The organism is Acinetobacter sp. MD2 (assembly GCF_035615575.1).
In the GTDB taxonomy this organism is placed as follows: domain Bacteria; phylum Pseudomonadota; class Gammaproteobacteria; order Pseudomonadales; family Moraxellaceae; genus Acinetobacter.
This window is the reverse complement of record NZ_VTDK01000001.1, coordinates 245,542-270,433: the sequence shown is the minus strand read 5'-3', so window position 1 is coordinate 270,433 and position 24,892 is coordinate 245,542. Positions and strand designations below refer to the sequence as shown.

The window sequence follows — 24,892 nt, the reverse complement described above, 5'->3', positions numbered from 1 at the left end:
TTGGCATTTTATCGACATGATGTTTGTTATATGTCGATAGCGTAAACATGAATAATTCGTTATATAGCTTTTTCAATGTCAACAATTGATAACAAGCTCAAAAGTAAAACTCTAGTTTCTCCTAGTGGCTAGATAAAAACTCAAATCAGAATGTCAGGTTTTGACAGGTTCAAAGGTTAAGTTTTGTGAGGTTGGAAAAATACCCAAAGGTAAGCTAAATCCCTTATCAAACCGTTATGCACGCCCAGTACAATCAAAAAAAAGCGTGTGCGCTCGAAAGGGAGTAGACAATAAGCAATAGCCTCAATTACATCCTCATAATTTGCTCTTTCATAGGGTTGTTTTCAAAATAGGTGGGTATGGTCAAAATAACCATGCCTTTTGATATTTCAAACATAAGGTTTTATAAGGTTGTGACTTCAAGTTATAGGCTCAAAAACATGCTTTCATGGGGTAGTTTTCAAAAATGATTAAATCGGCATTTTAAATGCAGAATTGGTCTTTCATAGGGTTTGTTTTGAAAAAATGAATATCAAAGCTTAAATACTATTTTTTACTACATTAAAGGGTCTGATTTAGAATCCAGTCAAGTTGTGTGGCCATTACGAAAAATTACGCTCCAATATTTATTGGAACGCAACCAATAGCTAAATATTTAGCATCACCTTTTACGACTTACTCGCAAAACTTACCAATGATAAATTTTAGTCTATGGGTATTGGGGTAAGTTGCTGTAATTCATCATGGCGCAAATTTGCGTTATCTAATTTAACCCTGCTCATTTTTGAGTAGGGGTGTATTCACCAATGATATTTAGATATAAGTAAACTTGCTCACATTTAAAAACGCACCAAGTTATTGAATAAAATATTCCATTTTCTGCCAAAGCCCTTTTGCGTTTTACTTTGGTAATACAACTTACTCATCCACTTGAATGGTTAATTATCACTAAGATCGTGATGGTTATCTTGTACGACGTAGAACGACAAAATCGGTTTTTTACCTTGACGAAATGCAACTTATAAAAGTATCTGTAAGCCTTTGTCTATATCAGTTTGATTTGATTTTTAGATTGTTTGTTGTCAAGGTAAATTGACTAGGGTGTTTAACAAGATTTTTGGCAGTCCATCAAAGTAATTTATCTTTATGTAGTCTTACGAAATGGGCTTATCTTGCATGACGTAGCATGACAAAACGAGTTTTTTGTTTTACGTAGTTTTACGACATGCAGTTCTAATAAAATAGCTGTAATGCTTTATTTATATAGGTTTTAGGGGGGATTTGAATGCCATTTTTACAAGGTTCTGTAAAACAAATTTAAATATCTTGTCATGCAAGATAATAACGCCGTGTAAGACTTTTTCGATGCCTGTAATAGCCTTCTTGGACGTACTTGGACGGAACGCCGTATTTTTCACAGTTGCTTAGATGCAAAGCTATTAATTTCACATTTACTTTGTTGGGTGGTGATATTTTTAAACTTTTCCTTGATGTACCTTGATGAAATCAAACAACTATCAAATAGCGGTAAGCCTTGTCATGTATAGGTTGCAGCCTGTTTTACACTGTTTTTAATTGGTAGCTCATCAAGGAAAATATTAGTGTGTATTCAACACACATTTACCCTTACGTAGTCTTACAAAGTGGATATTCGTCAAAAATGACGTAAAGCCTATGCCGTATAGATTTGAGCCTAACTTAAGATGATTTTGGGTATAGGGCTGTAAGACTAAATATAGGATGCCATTTGAAATGCGACCCTTTGAGATTTCAAATCTAATAGGGACTGTTCTTGCTATACGTAGCTATACAAACCATCGAATTTAGGTTGACGTACGTTGACGGATTAGGGTTTTATAAAAACTAATAAAAGTATTGATAAATATAGCTTTGGTAGCGATTTAAGGCATAGTTTTAACTGATTCCTGTCAACCTAAATTCAAGAATCTTGTATATCTAATTTTTGTTGGACGTAGCAGGACGAAATAAGTTTCTAGTTAAACAGCTATAATCATTGTATAGCTTGGCTTTCAGGTGTTTTTTATAGGTCTTTTAACGCTATGCTTGTCCAACAAAATAAAGCCCCAATTAAGGGGCTTTATTCATCACAATAATTGCAACACATCGGCACGGACTTCGGTCACTTCCTTTTAGCTCTTTGCATATTGCCAATGGGTTGAACCGATACTTTTCAATACATCCCATTCATTCGCTGCTATTTGCTCTATATGACGATAAAAGAATCCTTGTGTATCTTTTCCTATCGTCATCACTGATTCACCTGTAATGGGCTTATTTTTTGCATCTATGGACAGCCATTCATTGGGATTGTAGCCATACTGGTAAAGCCACTCTAAAAATTGTTGGTAGGTTCTTGGCTCTGTTGTCCATATCTCAGTGAATTGTAAATTCTGAATATCGGAAACTTCCTCACATTCAGACAATGGATGACTGGCAATTAATTGATTAAGCATTTGTGTATTGGCTCTATTTGGCATCAGACCATAGCGTGCCATTATCTTTAATGCCCGATTTGCGCCGTTTATAAAATAGCTTTCAGGGATTAAAAGATTATGTGTTATGCCATCAAGGTCATTAAATGAAAGTAAGCGTTTAATGTCTTTATTCTCATAGCCGTGATGGATGCCGATAAATTGAATTAGGTCTGATTTCATTTTTTACACCATTATTTATTTTTTACGTCAAAAACGTGACTAAATGACTAAATAGCCCTGTAAGCATTGATATGTATAGCTTTGCATTTAGCAGTCACCTAAAACCGCTTTGACTAAATGACTAAACAAGTGACTAAGTTAGCTATGTTTAGTCATTTCATTTAGTCACTTAGTCACTGACTAAAATAGTGACTGCTAAGTGAATAGCCTTGTGTAGCAAGGCTTTCACGCTCATTTAGTCACTTAGTCATCATTTAGATAAAAAGGGTTAATAATCACGTATCGAGTGCGCCCAATAGATTCAATCTTGATATGGTTAAAATCAATCAATTGCTGAATAACCATTTCCAAAAGGTTTTTATTCTTCTGCATGGGTCTAGGGCATGACGTTTGAACATTTGAATAAATTAAACGGTCTGTCTTTTGCTCCATGCACTTCTTAACAATCCATTTAATCAGGCGTTCTGCATCACCTTCGGTCTTGGCTTCAACCTCTGCATAAGATGCCCATTCTTCCAATGAGTGCTTAACGACTTCACACGCCCCCATAAGTGTCTTTGCATCAATACATGGTAGCCCTTGAAAATAAGCGAATACAGTGGCTAAACGGCGTGATAATTGACTGGCACGACTGGCGAATGCCTGTAGGTATTCATAACGCTGTCCTTTACCTTGTAGGGCTTCAATCACGTTATAAAATTCGTTATCAATCTCCTGTGCTGTTTCATCCATTTGAATGACATAACGTCCATTATGAAGCTCGGTATCGTTTTGTGGTAAAGGGCATTCATCCAGTAAATATTCACAGCGTTGCCAGTAATGAATTAACCGTGTGTCGGTTTGGGCATTCTTTTGTTGATAGATTGCATCTTGTAGCCGTGTACCTGCTAAGTTTTCAGGAATAGATAATAAGAATCTTGGTAAAAATCCTTGATTCCTTAATATTGGGTCACACATTGCAGCAGATAAAACTTCATGTTGTCCCTGTAAATTAAAGGTTAATCGAACGTCATTTGCCCGACCACTGCCATTAAGATTTGATTTTGAGCGAGTACGTTCCACATGCCCATCATCAAACAACTTTGTAAAGCTGCCAAGTGCTTGGGTTCGAGTATCGCCCTTCATGGTATGGCCACCAAAGAATTGACCGGCCTCATCACTGGCAATAGAGGCATTATTAAGAACGCCGTCCACATATAAGCCTGCCAATGATTCTAAAGTAATGTCGCTATACATCGTACTAGGGTCATGTGGTGGTGGATTCTCCACACAATAGGCTTCACGGTCTTTTTTATTTAAACTAGCTTGCCCGCTTTTCCACTGCTCCATGTCCTTACGGTAAAGCTCATATTGCTTTCTCTCATGCCGTAAAATCGCCTTATCTGCCATATTTCGGCTTGTACTCTTACGGCTGCCACTTTGCCCCTCTGTGAGTAAAAATAGGCTGCATGGCTCGCCACTTTCTTTAAAGCGGTTAGGTGCATTTACTTTGGATTGTGCAATATGTGACATAGCACCGATAACACATTGAGCCGTCATGGCAATAGGGGCTTGCACATGTTCAGCAATGGCCATTACAGCAGCTTGTGCGATTGGTGGTAGAGCATGAATCGGATAGGGTCTAAGGGCTTGTGGTTCTGCCTGTGCCAATGGCAATAATTCACCCCATGCATTTGAGTGATTTGCCATAATTAATGCAGCAATTTCTCTATCAAGTTCAACTTGCTCCATGACTATAGATGGCGGTTCAGGTAAAAACAGCAATGGAATATCTAAATCTCTGAAACGGCGTTGAATATCATCCTTTTCATGCAATGCAGCCACAAAATAGAGTTTTTCACACTGTTCTGATAATGCCTTGAGCATCACGGCAGTAATTTTTTTGGCTTGATAGACTGGATACGCCGTTTTAAATGCAAGGGCAATATCATCCGTCACCAGTAGCGGCAATTGATCTAATTTATCCCGATTAAAGAAATGACCACCATGCCCAAAACACACATCCTGTTCATTCTGTGCGGTAGGATTACTAAAAATACAGCCTGAGTGTTCAAGATGCTCATTAAAGGTATCCCATACCACCAAACCATAAAGGGCGTTGTCTGTTGCCTCACCGTACTGGGTGGCATCTTCAATAAATGAACGGCGTATTTCAGGTGGACAGCCACCAAACACTGTGACCATTGCATCTTTTAAAGGGCTAATGTTTAATGTACCTGTTTGATTCTCCAATGCTTCAATTATTGAAACATCGGCATCATGGCCCACTGGATCGAGTGGGCTTTGTTGTTCTTGGGGGATAGTTGAATGGTCATCATCACCATTTAGAAACATATCGGGCGTGGTATCCCATGAAGGTTTTACATTCATGCTGCACCTCCACACGATTTTTTATGGCCATTTAATTCTGCTTCGTAGGCTTCTGTTTCACCCATATAATAATTAAGGCGGTTCTCGGCAATATATTGGTACATATCAACGGTATGCTCTAAGGCATAAAGGCCAACAATACTTTTATGGCCAAGTTCATTGTTCAGTTCTTGAAGTCGTTTTTTAATGTCTGATATTGCAACACTCATCCAACGCATATCACACTCGGCAAGCGAATAAGCATCAACCATGTCGGTGGTATTGTATGTTTGAATAGCGGTAGTTTGATTTGAGTTAGGCATGATTAATGCGCTCCTGATTTTATTGCAGAAGCCTTGCCAATTACGACCAAGTAATTATGGTGGCAAAGCTGAAGGGGGTTGGTCGACCAGTAAATCAGGTAACTGGCACACGCAAGCGTGTCCCCCTCCAACTTCGCCATAAAGATATGCGAACGCATAGAGAGAATACGCATACAAAAAAAGCCCACTAAGCGGACTGTATGCGCTGATTTATTATAGCCGACCAAAGCTAACTTTGTGATTTTGCACAAAGCCCGACAAATATAACCATACTTCGGCATGTTGGCAATATGGATTGATTTATTTTTCATGCTCGCACCTCATTGCACACGGTTAATTTTTATATTTGAATTAACTAAAACGCCGTCATTGGATAACCCAACGGCGGTACGGTTATCCATCATCTGTAATAGTTTTTGCTCTGCTTCTTCAACTGAAATACCAAAGTGCTTGGCAATATCATCAAGGCTAAACATTGGTTCGCCGTCATCGGTGTAACCAGTCGGTTTAGGCAGTAAATTGAGTTCTTTAGCCTTTTGGTGCATTTCTTCTTTGATGTGTTCAGGCGTGTAGTACATCGTTAGAAATAACGCTTGTTCGGTTATTGGATGATGTTCGCCGTATTGCTTCACCATGTTTTTATAATGGTCAAAGGCTTTGAAAAATTCAGGGTTTACATGGTTAGTCATTGTGTAAACCCTCAAAAGTTAGTTGAATATTTGCCTTGCATGTTTGAATGCTTAAGGCATTTAAATGCTTTTCATGCTTACGGCGGTGCATTCCATGACTATGAAATGAGCCTTTATCTTTGGATACTTTTTCTTGCATACACAAGCGGTTTAATTCATCAAAAGCGGTCTGTCTTGCTGCATAGCTGCCAGTCTTGCGAATACTTGGCAATACCTCTGAAAATACCCAATTTTGGAAATTTAGTGCTTCGGGTTTATTAGATCGAAAGATAACTCGATATAAATTTTCTTCGGTAATGAAGGTGAGTTTTTGCATACCGCCATTTGTAAGGGTATACATTTCATGTATACCCTTTGGATTTAGATTAAATCGGCTTGTATGAGCATTCTTAAAGCCCATTGCTTTACACACATCAGGCAGGCAGATTACTGGCTCATTATCTGCATTTACTGCTGTACGAATGGCGTTTTGATTAAAGTTGAAAATAGATGGGTTCATGCTTCAAATTCCCCAACAAGTTCATAACGTGCATGTGTGCCTTTGTTCTTGGTATTGGCTTCCTTGTAGGTCACAATGTTGTAACCTTGTTTGCGTAATCGCTCTATAACGGCGCTTAGACGGTAGCAATCGAAATGCTTGATTGCTTCGGCTTGTGAGAGGGTGCGACCTTGTTTAAGGTGGCCTAAAACTTGAGATTGATGGTTCGGCATGGTCAAGCCTCCATCACTGCATTGGCTTTATCTTCTAACCATGCGTCAATATCAGATTTACGCCATACAGTGACGTTATCACTTAACTTGATTGGTTTTGGGAATTTTCCTTGTCGCACCCATTCCCATATTGTTTTGGCAGATACAGAAATTAAGCCTTGTTGGGCTTCTTTGGCTCGAATAATGCGTTGCTTGCCAATATTATCGCCCGATTTATAAACGTGGACTTTTTCAGGGGTTGCCGATGTACTGGCGATTTGTTTGATTCGTAAAAATTGTTCTTTGGTAGTCATACTGCACCCTTACAAGTAATAAAGCGTTACTGCTTGGGTGTAGTATGTTTATGATTTTTTATTAATTATCCTAGTTAGGATTTAGAAATATCCTAGTTAGGATTTTTTGCATTCATTTGCTTTTAAAAACCATTTTTTTATACTTTCATCACTTGGAAATTTTTCAATGCCTAAAAGTTGCGCTTTCCTATCCATTATCCCATGTGCTTCATAAGGTTTTGATACATCAATTCCTGCACTCATATCAGCTAAAACAGCTAAAACTTTAATAATATTATTTTCTTCACGTGTAGCTAGTTTGGATTTGTCATTGCTAGATTGGATTTCTAGCCCAATATTCTGTTCATCTTCAGGCTGTTTGATGCGTTCTTGTGCTTGGTCTAGCTCATATTCTTCTGTTAAATACTTATCTATTTTTTCCCATGCCTCATAGTCGGGTTCTATTGGTTCAATCCAATAGTTATCAATATTATCATCTTGAACATTTATATCATCAAAAAAACCATCTAGCTCATCTATGAATTTATTAGGGTTGTAATTTATTGCTGCTACTATGCTTTCATTATTAAAAAATTCTTGCTTATTCCAAAATGTAGACTTACTTAAATCTGTATTTTTTCCATATTCACTAATAGATTTTGCTGAGAAATTTTTTTCTGTTTCCGTAATTTGTCTTAATAATTCAAAAGCATCATTATCTCCACACCATGAGATATCACCACCACTGTAAGCAATTGAGCTTGTTTGAACTATCTTATAGCAACTATCCCTAGTATGACTGTAAAGCTGAATATGCACATCTTTATTTAATAAATAAGTAGCTACTTCATAAATATCTGAACCTGTTTTTTTTGCCAGTAAATTAATAGCTTCAAACAGGCTTATATAGTTTTTATCATTTTCAGTATTAATTAAATGCAATAACCCCATTCATGCCTCCCACAGCCCCCCCAAAGAAATGAGTTAAGTCAATACACTTGGGATGTGTACTTTCGGGAGCAAACCTAGACTTAACAACTCAAATATAACAGATAACGCCGTGATTGCATGTGCTTACATGGCTTTATGCGTCTTATATTGTCGCTCTCTTTTTAAATGAAATAATACTAGGGTCATCGACTTGGTGTAGGTGGTCGGCAAGTTCTTCAATGTCGGGATTGTAGTAAGTATTAATCAAAATACTAATCGTTTTATGCCCTGTAATTTTTGCCAAGACTTCGACTGGTATTTTTAAATTTTTAACCATACGTGATATTGCTTCGTGGCGTGTGTCATGGAAAGTTAAATCATCAATTTTGAGTTTACCTGTCACCACTTGATTGAAGTATGCAGACAAACTACCTCGACCTACTTCACCCTCTGCCACACTATTTTTAACGGTGCAAACGCTCGTTTCATCAATACCACGCATATAGCTCAATAACTCAATAGCTCGTTTAGACAGTGGCACTTTTCGAGGTGTGCCATTCTTGGTGATTTCAAGCTCTACATGCTTATCAAAAACATTGGCCCACTTTAAACCTGTTATCTCGCCTGCCCTCATTGCGGTTTCAATGGCAAATAAGAAGCACCAAGCCGTCTGCTGCTTCTTGGTTACTGGTTGCGAACGTCCATCATATTTAAAGCCTTGTAGAATTTGCTCAATTTCATCCTGTGAAATACGTCTGTTACGACTGGGTGATTGTTTTGGCTTGGCCACATCCGTTAAAGGTGAGCTATCCATAATTCTAAGTTCTTGCCGTGCATACTTAAATACAGCACTCAACAAACCTAAATCCCTCGCTACTGTGGCACTTTTAACAGTTTTAAGGCGTTCATCCCTAAATTGAATCATATCTAACTGCCCTAGCTCTTTAACAGGCTTCTTCATCAGCTTAGGGAATGCTCTTATATAGCCATTTAAAATTACAGTTTCCACACGCCCACCACGTTTATGGGGTGTCACTTTCTCAGCGTAAAGGTTTATCAAATCAGCAAAGCTCATCTTAGATAAGTCTTGTAGTCTGTCTTGTCGTTTTTGTTCTGTTGGGTTCGTCCCTTCGGCCACTAGCTTTTTAATTTCATCACGGCGTAACCGTGCATCTTTAGCATTCAAAACCTTTGGATATTCGCCCAGTGTAATCGTGTTCTTTTTCCCATCCAACGTGAACAAAACTTTCCATGTTTTTCGGCCCGTTGGTGAAACGAATAAATACAGCATTTCACTGTCATGGATTTTTTGAATTTTGGAGGTTGTTTTTATCGCATCAATTTGCATCTTGGTAAGCATAATTTTCCTCAATAATTCAAATAGTTAAACCACCTAAACTTTATAGCAATAGATGTTTATGGCTTCATTGGAGGTTAAAAAATCAAGATTTTTCTTAACTTTTTAAGCACTTATGGCAATTAATCATTTTTAACCTCCAATTTAACCTCCAGTCATGCTGTTTTTCTAGTCTATTGCATGTTATTGCACCACGCAACAAAAAGGCTCTATCCCTTGCAGAATAAAGCCTTTGAGTAATGTTTCGTTATTGCACGTTTTTGCTAATATATTGCCATATGATTGCGATGAATCATTTCAAGCGAACGCGCTTCACCTAACACCTGAAAAACTTTATCAGATGCCAAACCTTTAACAATATCAGCAGAACGCGAACTAAAATTCACACGCCCAACCGCAATTCGCTGCCCTTGCTGATCAACACATTCCACTACATCGCCACGTTCAAAATGCCCTTCAATGGCTTTCACACCAACAGGTAACAAACTGCGATGTTGAAGTTTAATGGCATCAACCGCACCCGCGTCAATCACCAAACGTCCTGCGGTTTGTAAGTGTGCTGCAAGCCACTGCTGATGCGCCGTGATACGGTCATTGTCAGTTACAAATAGTGTCCCCAACATTTCCCCCGCCATTAAGCGTGACAATACGTTTTCACTTTCACCACTGGCAATTAAAGTTGGACAACCTGACTTAGCCGCAAGCCGTGCTGCACGGACTTTGGTCACCATACCACCACGCCCGAATACGCCACCACCGCCTGCCATTTCAAATAATTCATCATCTAAGGCACGCACTGTTGAAAGTAATTTGGCATTTGGATTCGAACGTGGATCGGCATCAAACATACCTTGCTGATCGGTTAAGATAATCAATAAATCAGCATGCACCTGCCCTGCAACCATGGCAGCTAGTGTGTCGTTATCACCAAAACGAATTTCATCGGTTGATACCGTATCATTTTCATTAATCACGGGAATAACACGCCAATCGATCAAATGTTGCAAAGCATCACATGAATTAAGATAACGGCGACGATCAGCCAAGTCATCATGCGTTAAAAGCACTTGGGCGGTTTTAATGTGATTTTTGTCTAAAACACTCGACCACGTTTGCACCAAACCCATTTGGCCAATCGCAGCACACGCTTGGAGACTCGGCAAATCTGTGGGTCGAGCGGTCAGTTTCATTCGCACCATACCTTCTGCCACCGCACCCGATGAAACCAATATGATTTCATGCCCTTTCACATGTAATTCGGCAATTTGACTTGCCCAATGTGAAATTGCATCAAGGTCTAAACCTTGACCATTAGCAGTGAGTAAAGCAGATCCAATTTTAACTACAATACGTTTTAAGCTTTTCAGCTGACGTTGCCCGTTCCCCACGTCTATCATCCTATTTTAAGTCACATCTTAACGTACGTAGAATACTTCCACTTCGCTGTCTTCATCATCTTCATCATCAAAGTCGTCACCACCCAAACGCTGTGCTCTGCGCATTTCACGGTAAGCTTCTTTTGCTGCCAAAGTTTGCTCACGTGTTTCAGCTTCAAGCTGATCACGGAAGGCTTTCATTTCTGCTGCGTATTCAGGATCTTCAACTTCACGCTCGCGTTGTTGTTCAATTTGATCCATCAAGTAATACACGACTTCTTTAGTACCCGCTTCAAGTAAACCTGAAGTTTTAAACACAGGACCAGTCCATGCAAGCTCAGTTAAAATATGCTGACACCATTCGTCACGGGTCGCATCATCTAGCTGATCTAACTTATTCAACACCAATACCACAGGCAATTGCGCTAAAGTTGGTGAAAATTTGTTTAACTCACCCAAAATTGCTTTGGCATTGTGAATTGGATCAGAACCATCAATCGGTTGAACATCCACAATGTGTAATAAAATACGGGTACGCGCCAAGTGCTTTAAGAAACGAATCCCAAGCCCTGCACCTTCTGCCGCACCTTCAATTAGCCCCGGAATATCTGCCATAACAAATGAACGATGACGGTCAGCGTCCACAACACCTAAGTTCGGTACCATTGTGGTAAATGGATAATCTGCAACTTTTGGTTTTGCCGCAGAAACAGCACGAATGAAAGTCGATTTACCCGCATTCGGCATACCCAATAAACCAACATCGGCAAGCACTTTAAGCTCTAAGCGTATTTCACGAAACTCGCCTTTAATGCCTGTGGTAAATTTACGCGGCGCACGGTTGGTCGATGATTTAAAATGGGTATTACCCAAACCACCATCACCACCATTAGCAACCAATACGCGTTGACCATGTTCAACCAAGTCACCAATAATATCGCCAGATTCAGTATCTACAATTGTTGTACCGACTGGAACTTTTAAAATTACGTCGGGTGCACCACGACCCGCACAGTTTGCGCCTGAACCATTTTTTCCGCGTTCAGCACGGAACCTACGGGTATATCGATAATCGACTAAGGTACCAGTGTCGTTTTCGGCTTGAATATAAACACTGCCGCCACGACCACCATCACCACCATCTGGACCACCAAAAGGTACAAATTTTTCACGGCGAAAACTGGCCACGCCATTGCCACCGTCGCCAGCCTCTACGGTAATGACTGCTTCATCAACAAAGCGCATCTGCCAATCCTCTAAATCTCTAAAACCGCCTATTCTGCCATATTTTATTCAATTTCTCGAATAGAATAATCAGTAGATTGAATTTTATCTAAACAAGCCGTACATTTTTGTGCTGTAAAAGAATTTCTTGTAAATTTTCCTCACTCCAAACCACAAAAAGATCGAGCTTTTTCGATTTGCCAACCCATCTCATTCAACTCTCAACATAAGATAGCACTTCAAAACATGCCGTAATAACAGGTAAAGTAAATCAACAACCTATTACTAGAGACAACAGAAGCCAGTTAAAGCTTATTATCTAATTCCAAGCAAAATAGTATTATCTATAAAATCTAAAAACTTCAAATACTCTATTGAACGACTAATCAGGCACTTCACCGAATGTATATTTAATTAAATACTAACTTTACAGCCATAAAAAATCCCAGTATTACAACTGGGATCTTTTATGGCTCAATGCCTTATACAGAAAGAATTGGCACTTTAGGGTAATTGACACCACTCATTAACTCTGCAATACGCAGCACCTGACAGCTATAACCTACTTCGTTATCATACCAAACGTAAGCAGTTAAACGCGTACCCGATGCAATTGTTGCCTGTGCATCGAAAATACCCGCGCTACGCGAACCGATAAAGTCACTCGACACAACTTCTGGTGAATTTACATAACCAATTTGACCTTGCAAACCTGAACCAATTGAAATTTGACGGATATATTCATTAACTTCGTCACGATCAACCTCTTTAGCCAAAGTAAGATTTAAAATCGCTAAAGAAACGTTTGGTGTTGGTACGCGAACCGAGTTTCCAGTGAGTTTATCTTTTAACACAGGCAATGCTTTAGCAACCGCTTTAGCTGCACCTGTTTCGGTAATGACCATGTTTAATGTTGCTGCGCGACCACGGCGGTCTGCTTTATGATAGTTATCAATTAAGTTTTGATCGTTAGTAAACGAATGTACCGTTTCAACATGACCATTCAATACTTCGTACTTGTCATACAAAACTTTTAACAATGGCGTAATTGCATTGGTAGTACAGCTTGCTGCCGAAATAATTTTATCTTCATCTAAAATATCAGCCTGATTCACACCAAAGACTACATTTTTCATGTCGCCTTTACCCGGTGCAGTTAATACGACACGTGCAGCACCGTTACATTTTAAATGCTGTGACAAACCTTCAGCGTCACGCCATTTGCCTGTATTATCAATAACTAAGGCATTTTCAATACCATATTCGGTATAATCAACTTCACTTGGATTTGATGCATAAATGATTTTAATGTAATTACCATTAGCAATAATGGCTTCATTTTCTTCATCAATTGAAATTGTGCCTGCAAATGAACCATGAATTGAATCACGGCGCAATAAAGACGCGCGTTTAGCTAAATCGCCATCTGAGCCTTTACGCACCACAATTGCTTTTAAGTTTAAACCACGACCAATACCGGTTTGTTCAATCATTAAACGCGCTAAGATGCGGCCAATGCGACCAAAGCCATATAACACCACCTCTTTTGGCTCAACTTCTGTTGCACGCCCTTCAATTGGTGCAACCGCATTCGCAACAAAGGCATCGACATCACCACCTTGTTCTCTAAATGCAACAGTAAGTTTACCTAAATCAACTTCGGCAGAGCCAATATTATCAAGCTTTGCAAGCGCTTCTAACAACGGAAAAGTATGTACAACTGACAACTCAAGATCGACCACACGTGTACGGCGATGAGCTTTTAAAATTTGAATGACTGAGCGATTTACCAATGCACGACCATAAACTGAGGTCACAATGTTTTTTTCACGATACAAATGACCAATCAAAGCAATCATCTTCTCCGCAATTTCTTCGCGATTCTTCCAACGACCTTGATGTTCTGCATGTAGTGCAATAATCGTGTCTTTGCTCACAAGTATGTCCTCAAATGTAATGATATAGCTTTTTATCCCACATACATTCTAAAACAATTACCAGTAAGTTAAAATTAAATTACCGCACCATTATAATCTAAAAATTATGATAACATCACATATATAAATAATGATTATATATTCACAAAGTAAATGAGTATAAAAATTATAAGCTTAGCTAAACCCCATCTTTTTTACCGATAATCTTCCTTTCGAGCAGAGAATTTTTCCATATTCACAACCAATATCCGCTTAGCCTGATACTGCTTATATAAGTGTCGTATGCCCTCTAACACCAAAACCACAACCGCACACCAAATCGGAATATAGGTGAGCAATTCTGTCGAATGAATTTTTTCCCCAAGTAACAAGGACGCCATTGCAAGTAAAATTGGCTCCAAATAACTTAACAAACCAAAAATCACCATAGGCAAAAAACGACTCGCTAGAATATAGCTACCCAATCCAATTGCACTTAAAATACCCAAACCTATAATCACTGCAATTAAATGTGGCTGCGCTAAATACGTCGACCAAGGCATTGTCCATGTATTCACAAAATAAAATGCTACAGGCAAAATTAAAACGTTATCCCACCAAAAGCCCCCCAAATGATCTGTCTTAATTAGCCGGCGCATAAAGAAGTATGTAGAATAGCCAACTGCCACGAGCACCGTTTCCCACGCAATTCCGCCCATGCGCCAAATTTCATGAGCAACACCAAAACCCGCCAGTAACACCGCTATTTTTTGAAATACCGAAAGTTTTTCTTTATAAAATAAGCTACCCACCATCACCAAAACCAATGGCAATAGAAAATACCCTAAAGACACCTGCATGCCTCGCCCATTGATTGGCGCCCATAGAAACAGCCACAGTTGCAACCCCGACAAAAAAGCACTCAATATGAGAAGCAGAAAAAATGCAGGCTTTGCTTTTATTCGCAAATAGATTTCTTTAATCAAACCAATATCACGCGTCAACCACATAAATAAGGTCAAAAATGGTAGCAAAGAGATCATTCGCCAACCAAAAACTTGAGTCCCATCGAAAACCACAAGCAATTTACTGTAAAAATACAACAATCCAAAAATGGTAGAGGCCAAAACCGAACACACCACACCCTTAATCATCTATAACCCCAACATTCCACATTGTTTGATTCTTATTCAAAGCGACACACTATCATTAAAAAGACGCAATCAAACATCTAATTTAAGCATTATTTTTCATTTTGTTGCGTTCGAATTAAATCATCGGTTTGATAACCTAAGCGCTGAGCAAAGCAAAGATATTCATTTAATGTTTCAGCAGAAATTTGTGGTGTTCTCGCCAATATCCATAAGTATTGACGCGATGGTTCCCCAACCAAAACTGTTTGATACTGATCATCCAATTTAAGTACCCAATAATCACCACGACCGATGGGCATCCAACGCAATACTTCAGGTAAAAAACTAACTTTGAATTTGGTATTTGCAGGTGGATTCACCACAAATGCTTCACCTATTGCACGATATACCTGATGATCTTCACCATCACAACGGTTTTCGACCACAACATTGCCATTTTCATTTAAGGTATAACTTGCCGTAACATTCTTTACGCATTTATTTTCAAAATACATTGGCTTACGCGCAATTTCATACCAAACTCCCAAGTAGCGGTCTAATTGCACTTCAGCCACAGTTAACATGCTTTTATCTTGTGCATGAGCATGACTCTGCAATGCAACAAAAAACACGAATAACAAACCTGCTAACTTTTGCATTATGTTATATCCACCTCGCATGTATGCTTCTCCATATCATTTTTATTAAGCAGCTTAACTTGAAACGTAAATTGTTGCGATAAGCACTGACGCCATGGTCATACTACATACGCAAATAGACCTTTAACCTTAGTATTTCATCACGAATTTGCGCAGCTTGTTCAAATTGCAATGCCTTAGATGCACCAAGCATCTCTTTTTCAAGTTTAGCCAAATGCTTCGCGAGCAATTTTGGATCGGCAAGTAAATGTTGTTCATCTGCTGTTAAGGCTTGCACCTGATCTTCAATTGCAAGAGTTGCATCCTCAACAATAACTTCGCCTGTGTCGATGTCTTTAACCGCCCGACGCACAGCACTTCTTGGCGTAATACCATGCTCTTGATTAAATTGAATTTGTTTTTCACGGCGACGTTCCGTTTCGTCCATCGCTTTACGCATTGAATCGGTAATGCGGTCAGCATACAAAATGGCTTTGCCGTTAATATTTCGCGCTGCACGACCGATGGTTTGAATTAATGAACGCTCAGAACGTAAAAAGCCTTCCTTATCGGCATCTAAAATAGCCACTAAAGATACTTCCGGCATATCCAAACCTTCTCGAAGTAAATTAATACCCACAAGAACATCATGCACACCTGTACGTAGTTCATGGATAATTTTAACCCGTTCAACTGTATCAATATCTGAATGCAAATACGCGACTTTTACCCCATACTCTTTTAAATATGCAGTCAAATCTTCCGCCATACGTTTGGTTAATGTCGTGACCAACACACGTTCATCTAACTTTTTACGATGATTAATCTCCGACAGCACATCGTCCACTTGTGTAAGCACAGGTCGAATTTCAATTTCAGGGTCAATTAAGCCTGTTGGGCGAACCAATTGTTCGACTACTTGTTCAGATTTTTCTAATTCATAGCGTGCAGGTGTTGCACTGACAAACAAGGTAGTCGGGACGATTCTCTCCCATTCCTCAAATTTCATCGGACGATTATCTAAAGCGCTCGGCAAACGAAAACCATAATTCACCAAGTTTTCTTTACGCGAGCGGTCACCGTTATACATGGCACCAATTTGCGGTACACTCACATGTGACTCATCAATGATCAGCAAGGCGTCTTCAGGCAAATAATCGAATAAAGTTGGTGGTGCTTCCCCTGCCTGACGTCCCGACAAATGTCGTGAGTAATTTTCAATGCCATTGGTATAACCCAATTGTTGCATCATCTCCAAATCATAGCGAGTACGTTGTTCTATTCGCTGTGCTTCAAGCAATTTATCCTGCGCTTTAAAAAATGCAATTTGATCTTTAAGTTCAGCTTTAATGGTGTCGATGGCACGGTATAAATGATCTTTTGGGGTAACGTAATGACTTTTTGGATAAATAGTGACGCGTGGGGTTTTACGAATCATCTTGCCCGTTAATGGATCAAACCAACGAATTGAGTCGACCTCATCATCAAAGAGTTCAATTCGAATAGCTTCCTGATCCGATTCGGCAGGAAAAATATCAATCGTTTCACCCCGAATTCGATACGTTCCGCGCACAAACTCAAGTTCATTACGAACATATTGCATTTCAACCAAACGCCGAATCAGTGCATCGCGATGGATTTGATCGCCTTGCACCACATGTAGCAACATTTGCATATAGGCATTGGGGTCACCCAAACCATAAATAGCCGAAACTGAAGCCACAATAATCGCATCTTTGCGCTCTAATAAGGTACGCGTCGCAGACAAGCGCATTTGGTCGATATGGTCATTAATTGCCGAATCTTTTTCAATGAAGGTATCGGAAGATGGCACATAGGCTTCTGGCTGATAATAGTCATAATAACTGACGAAGTATTCCACCGCATTATTGGGGAAAAATGCCTTAAACTCACCATAAAGCTGTGCAGCAAGGGTTTTATTATGCGCCATAATAATGGTTGGGCGCTGTAATTGTGCAATTACATTGGCCACAGTATAGGTTTTACCAGAACCCGTAACCCCAAGTAACAATTGATTTTTTAAACCTTGATGCACCCCCGCAACCAACTTTTCAATGGCTTGCGGCTGATCACCAGCAGGCTGATAATGTGTTTTTAGTTCAAACGGTTGATTGCTCACAACGTGCTCACACAAATAATATAAATTCTTTATTCAAAATGCTGCGAATTGACCCAAAATTCAAGTGTTTTTACTTGACCAAGTTCACAATCAATAGCACCATAACATCATTCATGCAGTTCTTTCGCGTATACCACTGCAATATTTTCAACTTTATTTAAGATGGAAAATTTTAAAAAATGAATTATCAATACCATGATGAAAGTATCATCAAAAACTTAAATGACGACACAATTTTTGTATTTGGTAGCGACTTGGCTGGGAAGCATAGCGAAGGTGCAGCACGTATTGCACAACAGTTCTTTGGTGCACTACATGGTGTTGGGCGTGGCTGGTCTGGTCAAAGCTTCGCCATACCTACTTTAAATGAACATTTACAACCCATGCTACTGGCACAAATTCAGCATTATATTGAAGACTTTAAAATTTATACTAAACAGCACCCAAATACTCATTACTTCATTACAGCACTGGGCTGTGGGCAAGCAGGCTATCAAACCTCCGACATTGCTCCACTATTTCGTGGAATTTCATCGAATGTGACTTTTCCAGAATCATTCCAACCCTATATTGAAACCAATGCTGCGGCACTTTTCCCCAATTTAGATGCCCAAATGCTGCAACAAATTTTTAAGCCAGAGGTAATTTTAGCTGAAGATTATGCACAAGCTTTAAAAAGTACTGAACTGTCGGCAGCAGAACGGCAAGTTGCATTAAAAGTTTTAAACGACAAACCTTATCCCGAAGATCGCTATGGGCGTAGACGTGACTTTGAAATTGAAGATATTCTAAAACAAGTCAATGTATTGTTTAATCTCATTCCGCAAAGTGATGCTTGGTACTTATTTGGCGGTACTGTCTTGGGTCTTATGGAACTCTATGAGTTTAATGAACAAGAGTTTATTGAAGCTTGGCATGGAAAAATCGTGATTAAACACCCTATTAAACGCAAAGCAAAACACTAAGTATAATCAATACCATAGACTCTTTTGTAATAATTCTAATGATTTAAATACAGGGTATCACATGAACTTTTTAGATTCGTCTATTTTTGATCTCGCACCCATTCCAATGTGGTTGGAAGATTTCAGTAAAGTTAAAGCCTTATTTGATGAATGGCGAGCACAAGGCGTGACAGATTTAGTCAAATTTCTCACACAACATCCTGAAAAATTAATTCATTCATCACAACAGATTCAAGTGCTAAAAGTCAACCAAAAAACGTTAGAGGTCTTTCAAGCACAAGACCAAGACCACCTTTGTCAGCATTTAGACTTAATCTTTAAAGAAGAAATGTTGCAATCGCACATTTACGAACTTGCAGCATTATGGGAAGGCAAAACAGAATTTAGCAGCACCAATATTAACTACACATTAACTGGTGTTAGATTAGATGTTCAGGTCAGAGCAACCGTTTTACCAGGCTTCGAACACGACTTATCTCGGGTTTTACTCACCACAGAAGATATTACAGCTTATCAAAATGCCCGTAGACTCGAAGAAAAAAATCGGCAATTAGCACAATCCATGTTTATGTACTCACCCACATCCTTATGGGTTGAAGACTTTAGTCGAGTTAAAGAACGTATTGACCAACTCAAAGCATTGGGTATTGAAGATTTTCGGACTTTTTTAGATGTACACCACGATTTCGTACAACAATGCATTGAAAATATTGTCATCCTTGATGTTAATCAAGCAACCCTAGATTTATTCAAAGCACCAAATAAAGATATTTTGCTCAAAAACACCCATAAAATTTTCTCACAAGAAATGAACAACACCTTTAGAGAGCAATTAATTGAACTTTGGAAAGGCAATATTCATCATCAACGTGAAGCAGTCAATTATGCCCTAGATGGTACAATTCGTAATGTTCTACTTCAATTCACGGTTTTTCCAGGCTATGAACACAATTGGAAATTGGTACAAGTCGCACTGACCGATATTACTGCCCGCAAAAAAGCAGAGAATTACTTAGAATACTTAGGCAAACACGATGTATTAACCAAATTATTTAACCGTTCATTCTTTAATGAAGAAGTAAATCGACTACAACGCAGTCATCTTTCATTAATTTCATGTATGTTTTTAGACTTAAATGGCTTAAAAGAAATTAATGATACCCTTGGACATGATACTGGAGATGACATTTTACGCCGCGTGGGCGTCATTCTGAACCAAGTTATTTTAGATACTAAATTTACAGCATCCCGTGTAGGTGGTGATGAATTTGTGATTCTAATGCCAAATGCCAACAAGGAGGTTGCTCAAAGTTTGCTGCATACCATTCATGAATTAGTCAGTCTAGACAATCAGTTTCACTCAAGCCGTCCAATTAGTTTATCCATTGGGCATGCAACAAATTTTGCAGATGAAACCCTTGAACAATTACTTAAACGTGCCGATCAAAAAATGTATCTCAATAAAAAACATTTTTATCAGCAAAGCGTGAATGCATAAAAAAAACAGGCACAAAGCCTGTTTTTTAACGTTTCCCCATAGAGCGGCGAGTACCACGTGGTGGCATCCACGTGCGGTCTGCATATTGCTCAGGTTTTGGACGGACTTGGTTGTGAACTGCATCCGTTGAGTCTTGCGCATCTTTGGTTGGCAAAGGAAACGGCAGGGTCACTTTAGGCTTAGAAGTTGTCATACCATTCATCTAAAAATTCAAATTCAGCGCCATTTTACGGCTTTTCTTTAATTTTGACGAGTTTTTTTATAATCACACGATTATTAGCTCACCCAAATATAATATTTTACTACGCCAGAACATAGAAAATCTGCTTTTACTTCAAATCATTAAAGGTTTTTGCAAGCAAGCGCACGCCTATTAACAACTGTTCTTGCTCAGCATCGCTCAATTTGGTATTAATTTGTTCTGCAAACCACAAATCACTCTGTTGCTTAAAAAGCCGCACATCACGACCGCATTGTTCCGACAGAGACAAAATCGTTTTACGTTTATCTTGCATATCTTTTTTAAACACAAGCAAATGCTTATCTTTTAAAAATTGAATATTTACCCCCATCGACTGTACCGATATCCCTTCATTTTTAGCCAGTTCAGTCACCGTAGCGGTAGTATGCTTCTCCAAATAAATCAACACATTCAATTGTGAATGACTCAAATTAGCAAATTTAGGTTGAGTCGCTAATCTTTTTTTTAAAACCATAATCACTTGACGAAGGTTGTCGATCACATTTTGCTCAAGATCAGAGATTTTTTGCATATATATACCGTTTTAATTTGCAGCAAATTAGTAAGCAAAACTTGCAAGTTTAACTTACCATGTAATAATAACTCTAATTCTACCCGATATGGAAAATTAAAATGTCAAAGAAAGCATTAATTGTAGGTCTCGGTATTGCAGGTATGGCAACCGCAATTGCATTAAAGAAAAAAGGTTGGGAGCCGATGATTATTGAGCGTGCTGCCGAACGCCGTACAGGTGGTTATTTTATTGGCTTGCAAGGTGCAGGCAAAGAAGCCGCGGCAAAACTAGGCGTATTGCCAGACATTCATGTTCGCACCCCTATGGAGTCACGCAATTGGGATTTACTCGATGATGGCAGCCGTATTCGTGTTGCAGGTTTTGCTGACCAATTGACGAAGCCTGCGGTCTTGCTACGCGGTGATATAGAGGAAGGCTTATGGATAAACATAGAAAAACAACAAATAGAAGTCCGTTATAATCTCATACCAACTGCCATTCAAGATTTAGGTGAAAAGGTCAACGTCACCTTTAAACACGCCTCCGACGATGCAAGCTTTGACGAACAATTCGACTTGGTTGTTGGCTGTGATGGACTCCGCTCTACCGTCCGTAAACTCGCCTTTGGTCCACATGAACAATATATTCAATATATGGGCTCTATGATTTGTGCTTATCAGCTCAAAAAAAGCATTAAAAACTTTGTTGAACACGATGGCATTATGTCGGTGCAACCTGAAAAGTCGTTATGGATTTTCCCACTAGCCGACCATCCAAATACCGCTTTATTTGCTTATCGTTGCAAGGACCCCGACAGCCAATTTAAGCAAAAACCAAGCGAAACCCTCAAAGCGCTCTATGCAGATATGCCAAATCAAGAAATCGTACAACAGGCACTTGAAGATCTAGAAACCAGTAAAGACTATTTATTTGACTCGGTAAATACCGTAAATATGGAGCGTTGGTCTAAAGGTCGTGTGGTTTTAGTTGGCGACGCGGCATGGTGTTTAACCTTATATTCTGGCATGGGCGCGGGCACAGCAATTGATGGTGGTTATGAACTTGCCGAAGCCATTAGCGCACATGAAGACATTTCAATCGCCCTTGAAAAATGGGAAAAGAAAATGCGCCCACTCATTCGCAAGCATCGCTTACTCGTCCCTTTAAAAGCACAAGTGTTTTGCCCTGCCAATCCTACAGTTTCTTTACTTAGACGCCTTGTGTTACGCATTGGCGGTCGCCAAATTGTTCGAATTAATCGTTAAAGCAAACGTAAATTAACTTAAGGTTTTAAGCAATTTTAACATGACAGCACAAATATTGGATTTGTGCTGTTTTTTATCGATTACACACATAAAATGAAAATCATTCATTCTAGACTAGCATGTTTGTTTTTTTACGTTAAGATAGATTGATTTTGTTTTTCAATCCATCACAAAAAGGAATACTGCCGTGGACGTACGTCTGTCAGATCGTGTGAATGCCATCAAACCATCCCCTACACTTGCCGTAACCAATAAAGCTGCTGAACTTAAAGCTGCTGGTAAAAATGTTATTGGTTTAGGTGCAGGCGAACCTGATTTCGATACCCCGCAACACATCAAAGATGCAGCAATTGAAGCGATTAATAATGGCTTCACCAAATATACTGCTGTTGATGGTACGCCAGGCCTAAAAAAAGCAATTATTGCGAAATTCAAACGCGACAATAACTTAGACTATCAAGCCAACCAAATTTTAGTATCTTGTGGTGGTAAACAATCGTTTTTTAACTTAGCTTTGGCTTTGTTAAATAAAGGCGATGAAGTCATTATCCCTGCGCCATATTGGGTAAGTTATCCAGATATGGTGATTATTGCTGAAGGTACACCTGTTATTGTCAAATGTGGTGAAGTACAACGCTTTAAAATCACGCCTGCACAATTAGAAGCGGCGATTACTGAAAAAACGCGTCTTTTAGTCCTTAACAGCCCATCAAACCCAACAGGGATGATCTACACTAAAGCAGAACTTGAAGCGTTGGCAGAAGTGCTACGCAAACACCCTCAAGTTTACATTGCTTCTGATGATATGTACGAACCGATTCGTTGGGATGATGAGTTTTATAATATTGCAACGATTGCACCAGACCTTTATGAGCGCACCATTGTTTTAAATGGTGTATCTAAAGCCTATGCAATGACAGGCTGGCGGATTGGTTATGCGGCTGGCCCTGCAAAACTGATTGGTGCAATGAAAAAAATTCAATCACAATCAACCTCTAACCCAACTTCAATTTCGCAAGTTGCGGCAGAAGCTGCATTGAACGGCCCACAAGATGTATTAACACCAATGATTGAAGCATTTAAACGCCGTCACGACTTAGTGGTGAATGGCTTAAATGAAATTAATGGAATTTCTTGTTTGGCAGCAGATGGTGCATTTTATGCCTATGCCAACATTCGCCCACTCATTCGCGCAAAAGGTTTAAAATCTTGCACCGAATTTTCTGAATGGTTACTTGAAGAAACTGGCGTTGCTGTTGTTCCAGGTGATGCCTTTGGTTTGGGTGGTTTTATGCGTATTTCGTATGCCACTGCCGACGCGGTGTTGGTTGATGCGCTTGCACGTATCAAGAAAGCAGCCGATTCAATTGAAGGTGTAGATGCCGCAATTGCATCTATTGCTGCTGAAGCATAATTCAGACCATTTAAAGCAAGAAGCCCATTTTGATTAAAATGGGCTTCTTGCTTCTAATCGATTTACTTTAACCAACTTGCTTTGGTCGAGCCAAGCCAATAAAACCTAAATAATAATCGAGTGTTTGCGAAATATTTACCGTTACAATTTTTTGTTCGCGCGTCGACCATGCGAATGCTGTCGACTGATCTTGCAAACGATCTGAAAAAATTGAAAACAGATAAAATGACTCCGTTTGCTGTTCACTTTGTAAATATTGTACCGATTGTGCAACGTTTTTATTTTGAACCGCTGCAAAACCTTCTATCCACTTATGGCCAAACCAAAGTTGTAATAAATCACCCAAATATAACTTTTGTTCACTTAAAAAACCAAAGTGAATTTCTGCGGCTTCGACCGGTTGATAATATTGCGATGGGTTTTGAATAATAGTTAAATAATAACTTTGATACCATTCAAAATGGGAAAAGATATCCTGAATTTTTAATGTCGACATGTTACACGACCTCCTGTTTAGCCATTTTGTGCTGGCAAGTTGGGTTAAATCCACACGTGAAATAGCAATGCTATTTCAAACCTTGTTATATCGTTATTCATTTAAGCAATTTTGTTTTTTAATCTCAAGTATTTTTTGAAACTTTTGTTCCATTGCTTAAATATAAAACAGACAAACTATACTAGTATAAAATCAGCTTGACCCATCATAAAATTTCTTTATAATCGGCTTCAGATTCTCCAATAGCTCAGTCGGTAGAGCGACGGACTGTTAATCCGCAGGTCCCTGGTTCGAGCCCAGGTTGGAGAGCCAAATATTAAAAAGCCCGCAGCATTAAAGCGGGCTTTTTTATGTCTAAAAATTTAGCAGATGATTTATTTCTTTCACAACATTACAAAATATTGTATAAATTTTAATCAATTAAGTTGTTTTTATGTTTATATATTTAAATCCAAAAAATTGGATCAATTGATGTAACTCAACAGAGATCTAGTGATGTGTGTGAAGTAACAGTAGACTTTTCAATTGGGAGATTCTATATAACTAAGCGCTAAAAATCTGCTACCATTTGATTGATAAGTTGTTCACGGTCGGTATTGAGAGTAATAATTGTCGATTACTGCATCGGATCAGATGAAGCTTTAGGAGAAGTTGTAACTTCTCCTAAAGCTTGAGAATCATGTCAAAGTCTTTGATTTAGTCTTCTTTTATATCAATGGATAGGTAATGCCAGCATAATTTTGAAATACCATTCACTCCTTATTAA

General features: G+C 39.0%; 23 protein-coding genes, 1 tRNA gene and 1 pseudogene. 6 read left to right on the top strand and 19 right to left on the bottom strand.

Annotated elements, in window-relative coordinates:
- Positions 1-2,150: 2,150 nt before the first annotated feature.
- The 16 genes from FXN70_RS01265 to uvrB form a co-directional block, all read right to left on the bottom strand.
- On the bottom strand, positions 2,151-2,675 hold the full coding sequence (locus FXN70_RS01265) for a hypothetical protein (protein ID WP_324645603.1): 525 nt from the start codon (positions 2,673-2,675) through the stop codon (positions 2,151-2,153).
- A gap of 243 nt (positions 2,676-2,918) precedes the next feature.
- A complete protein-coding gene (locus FXN70_RS01260; protein ID WP_324645602.1) occupies positions 2,919-5,045 on the bottom strand; it encodes a DUF3987 domain-containing protein in 2,127 nt (708 codons plus the stop codon).
- Positions 5,042-5,347 carry a hypothetical protein gene (locus FXN70_RS01255; RefSeq protein ID WP_324645601.1) on the bottom strand — a complete coding sequence of 102 codons (306 nt, stop codon included), beginning with the start codon at positions 5,345-5,347 and terminating at the stop codon, positions 5,042-5,044. Before FXN70_RS01255 ends, FXN70_RS01260 begins: the two co-directional genes overlap by 4 nt.
- A 2-nt stretch (positions 5,348-5,349) precedes the next feature.
- On the bottom strand, positions 5,350-5,658 hold the full coding sequence (locus FXN70_RS01250) for a hypothetical protein (RefSeq protein WP_324645600.1): 309 nt from the start codon (positions 5,656-5,658) through the stop codon (positions 5,350-5,352).
- Positions 5,659-5,667: 9 nt separating this feature from the next.
- Positions 5,668-6,036, bottom strand: coding sequence for a hypothetical protein (locus tag FXN70_RS01245; RefSeq protein ID WP_324645599.1), 369 nt, complete (start codon positions 6,034-6,036; stop codon positions 5,668-5,670).
- Entirely contained in the window at positions 6,029-6,535 is a 507-nt protein-coding gene (locus FXN70_RS01240; RefSeq protein WP_324645598.1) for a Bro-N domain-containing protein, read from the bottom strand. Before FXN70_RS01240 ends, FXN70_RS01245 begins: the two co-directional genes overlap by 8 nt.
- Entirely contained in the window at positions 6,532-6,747 is a 216-nt protein-coding gene (locus FXN70_RS01235) for a helix-turn-helix domain-containing protein (RefSeq protein ID WP_324645597.1), read from the bottom strand. The genes FXN70_RS01240 and FXN70_RS01235 overlap by 4 nt, the downstream gene beginning before the upstream one ends.
- A gap of 2 nt (positions 6,748-6,749) precedes the next feature.
- Complete coding sequence (locus FXN70_RS01230; protein WP_324645596.1) at positions 6,750-7,040, bottom strand: helix-turn-helix transcriptional regulator; 291 nt, start codon at positions 7,038-7,040, stop codon at positions 6,750-6,752.
- Positions 7,041-7,136: 96 nt separating this feature from the next.
- A complete protein-coding gene (locus FXN70_RS01225) occupies positions 7,137-7,970 on the bottom strand; it encodes a hypothetical protein (RefSeq protein WP_324645595.1) in 834 nt (277 codons plus the stop codon).
- Between the two features lie 142 nt (positions 7,971-8,112).
- Positions 8,113-9,309: a site-specific integrase gene (locus FXN70_RS01220; RefSeq protein WP_324645594.1), complete on the bottom strand. Its 1,197-nt coding sequence runs from the start codon at positions 9,307-9,309 to the stop codon at positions 8,113-8,115.
- A 260-nt stretch (positions 9,310-9,569) separates the two neighbouring features.
- Positions 9,570-10,703 carry a glutamate 5-kinase gene (gene proB / locus FXN70_RS01215; protein WP_324645593.1) on the bottom strand — a complete coding sequence of 378 codons (1,134 nt, stop codon included), beginning with the start codon at positions 10,701-10,703 and terminating at the stop codon, positions 9,570-9,572.
- Positions 10,704-10,721: 18 nt separating this feature from the next.
- Complete coding sequence (gene cgtA, locus FXN70_RS01210; protein ID WP_324645592.1) at positions 10,722-11,927, bottom strand: Obg family GTPase CgtA; 1,206 nt, start codon at positions 11,925-11,927, stop codon at positions 10,722-10,724.
- 461 nt (positions 11,928-12,388) lie between these two features.
- The gene (locus FXN70_RS01205; protein WP_324645591.1) at positions 12,389-13,843 is read right to left on the bottom strand and encodes a glyceraldehyde-3-phosphate dehydrogenase; all 1,455 of its coding nucleotides are present in this window, start codon (positions 13,841-13,843) and stop codon (positions 12,389-12,391) included.
- Between the two features lie 194 nt (positions 13,844-14,037).
- A complete protein-coding gene (gene rarD / locus FXN70_RS01200) occupies positions 14,038-14,976 on the bottom strand; it encodes an EamA family transporter RarD (RefSeq protein ID WP_324645590.1) in 939 nt (312 codons plus the stop codon).
- 89 nt (positions 14,977-15,065) lie between these two features.
- Positions 15,066-15,614, bottom strand: a complete 549-nt coding sequence (locus tag FXN70_RS01195) for a lipocalin family protein (protein ID WP_324645589.1) — start codon at positions 15,612-15,614, stop codon at positions 15,066-15,068.
- A 103-nt stretch (positions 15,615-15,717) separates the two neighbouring features.
- Positions 15,718-17,733 carry an excinuclease ABC subunit UvrB gene (gene uvrB, locus FXN70_RS01190; protein ID WP_420714346.1) on the bottom strand — a complete coding sequence of 672 codons (2,016 nt, stop codon included), beginning with the start codon at positions 17,731-17,733 and terminating at the stop codon, positions 15,718-15,720.
- Between the two features lie 179 nt (positions 17,734-17,912).
- Between uvrB and FXN70_RS01185 the strand changes: the two genes are divergently transcribed.
- Positions 17,913-18,698 (top strand): hypothetical protein, encoded by a 786-nt coding sequence (locus tag FXN70_RS01185; protein WP_324645587.1) that lies wholly within the window; start codon positions 17,913-17,915, stop codon positions 18,696-18,698.
- A 61-nt stretch (positions 18,699-18,759) separates the two neighbouring features.
- On the top strand, positions 18,760-20,196 hold the full coding sequence (locus tag FXN70_RS01180; protein WP_324645586.1) for a sensor domain-containing diguanylate cyclase: 1,437 nt from the start codon (positions 18,760-18,762) through the stop codon (positions 20,194-20,196).
- 25 nt (positions 20,197-20,221) lie between these two features.
- Here the strand turns inward: FXN70_RS01180 and FXN70_RS01175 are convergent, their stop codons facing one another.
- Both FXN70_RS01175 and FXN70_RS01170 read right to left on the bottom strand, forming a co-directional pair.
- Positions 20,222-20,389 carry a hypothetical protein gene (locus FXN70_RS01175; RefSeq protein WP_324645585.1) on the bottom strand — a complete coding sequence of 56 codons (168 nt, stop codon included), beginning with the start codon at positions 20,387-20,389 and terminating at the stop codon, positions 20,222-20,224.
- 136 nt (positions 20,390-20,525) lie between these two features.
- Positions 20,526-20,969 (bottom strand): hypothetical protein, encoded by a 444-nt coding sequence (locus FXN70_RS01170; RefSeq protein WP_324645584.1) that lies wholly within the window; start codon positions 20,967-20,969, stop codon positions 20,526-20,528.
- 101 nt (positions 20,970-21,070) lie between these two features.
- Here FXN70_RS01170 and FXN70_RS01165 point away from each other — a divergent pair, with 101 nt between their 5' ends.
- Both FXN70_RS01165 and FXN70_RS01160 read left to right on the top strand, forming a co-directional pair.
- Entirely contained in the window at positions 21,071-22,216 is a 1,146-nt protein-coding gene (locus FXN70_RS01165) for an FAD-dependent monooxygenase (protein ID WP_324645583.1), read from the top strand.
- Positions 22,217-22,403: 187 nt separating this feature from the next.
- On the top strand, positions 22,404-23,630 hold the full coding sequence (locus tag FXN70_RS01160; RefSeq protein ID WP_324645582.1) for a pyridoxal phosphate-dependent aminotransferase: 1,227 nt from the start codon (positions 22,404-22,406) through the stop codon (positions 23,628-23,630).
- 67 nt (positions 23,631-23,697) lie between these two features.
- Here FXN70_RS01160 and FXN70_RS01155 read toward each other — a convergent pair whose 3' ends face one another.
- Positions 23,698-24,126 carry a hypothetical protein gene (locus FXN70_RS01155; RefSeq protein ID WP_324645581.1) on the bottom strand — a complete coding sequence of 143 codons (429 nt, stop codon included), beginning with the start codon at positions 24,124-24,126 and terminating at the stop codon, positions 23,698-23,700.
- Positions 24,127-24,362: 236 nt separating this feature from the next.
- Between FXN70_RS01155 and FXN70_RS01150 the strand changes: the two genes are divergently transcribed.
- Together FXN70_RS01150 and FXN70_RS01145 are read left to right on the top strand one after the other, a co-directional pair.
- Positions 24,363-24,438, top strand: a tRNA-Asn gene (locus FXN70_RS01150).
- A gap of 259 nt (positions 24,439-24,697) precedes the next feature.
- Positions 24,698-24,849: pseudogene (locus tag FXN70_RS01145) on the top strand (IS1 family transposase); the annotation flags it as partial.
- Positions 24,850-24,892 lie beyond the last annotated feature (43 nt).

Bases quoted from the DNA above. Each gene is read 5' to 3' on its own strand.
- FXN70_RS01155 (WP_324645581.1), bottom strand. From the start codon at position 24,126: ATGTCGACATTAAAAATTCAGGATATCTTTTCCCATTTTGAATGGTAT.
- FXN70_RS01255 (WP_324645601.1), bottom strand. From the start codon at position 5,347: ATGCCTAACTCAAATCAAACTACCGCTATTCAAACATACAATACCACC.
- FXN70_RS01245 (WP_324645599.1), bottom strand. From the start codon at position 6,036: ATGACTAACCATGTAAACCCTGAATTTTTCAAAGCCTTTGACCATTAT.
- FXN70_RS01225 (WP_324645595.1), bottom strand. From the start codon at position 7,970: ATGGGGTTATTGCATTTAATTAATACTGAAAATGATAAAAACTATATA.
- FXN70_RS01250 (WP_324645600.1), bottom strand. From the start codon at position 5,658: ATGAAAAATAAATCAATCCATATTGCCAACATGCCGAAGTATGGTTAT.
- FXN70_RS01185 (WP_324645587.1), top strand. From the start codon at position 17,913: ATGAATTATCAATACCATGATGAAAGTATCATCAAAAACTTAAATGAC.
- FXN70_RS01230 (WP_324645596.1), bottom strand. From the start codon at position 7,040: ATGACTACCAAAGAACAATTTTTACGAATCAAACAAATCGCCAGTACA.
- FXN70_RS01165 (WP_324645583.1), top strand. From the start codon at position 21,071: ATGTCAAAGAAAGCATTAATTGTAGGTCTCGGTATTGCAGGTATGGCA.
- proB (WP_324645593.1), bottom strand. From the start codon at position 10,703: ATGATAGACGTGGGGAACGGGCAACGTCAGCTGAAAAGCTTAAAACGT.
- FXN70_RS01235 (WP_324645597.1), bottom strand. From the start codon at position 6,747: ATGCCGAACCATCAATCTCAAGTTTTAGGCCACCTTAAACAAGGTCGC.
- FXN70_RS01265 (WP_324645603.1), bottom strand. From the start codon at position 2,675: ATGAAATCAGACCTAATTCAATTTATCGGCATCCATCACGGCTATGAG.
- FXN70_RS01175 (WP_324645585.1), bottom strand. From the start codon at position 20,389: ATGACAACTTCTAAGCCTAAAGTGACCCTGCCGTTTCCTTTGCCAACC.
- FXN70_RS01260 (WP_324645602.1), bottom strand. From the start codon at position 5,045: ATGAATGTAAAACCTTCATGGGATACCACGCCCGATATGTTTCTAAAT.
- rarD (WP_324645590.1), bottom strand. From the start codon at position 14,976: ATGATTAAGGGTGTGGTGTGTTCGGTTTTGGCCTCTACCATTTTTGGA.
- cgtA (WP_324645592.1), bottom strand. From the start codon at position 11,927: ATGCGCTTTGTTGATGAAGCAGTCATTACCGTAGAGGCTGGCGACGGT.
- FXN70_RS01170 (WP_324645584.1), bottom strand. From the start codon at position 20,969: ATGCAAAAAATCTCTGATCTTGAGCAAAATGTGATCGACAACCTTCGT.
- FXN70_RS01220 (WP_324645594.1), bottom strand. From the start codon at position 9,309: ATGCTTACCAAGATGCAAATTGATGCGATAAAAACAACCTCCAAAATT.
- FXN70_RS01195 (WP_324645589.1), bottom strand. From the start codon at position 15,614: ATGCAAAAGTTAGCAGGTTTGTTATTCGTGTTTTTTGTTGCATTGCAG.
- FXN70_RS01240 (WP_324645598.1), bottom strand. From the start codon at position 6,535: ATGAACCCATCTATTTTCAACTTTAATCAAAACGCCATTCGTACAGCA.
- FXN70_RS01180 (WP_324645586.1), top strand. From the start codon at position 18,760: ATGAACTTTTTAGATTCGTCTATTTTTGATCTCGCACCCATTCCAATG.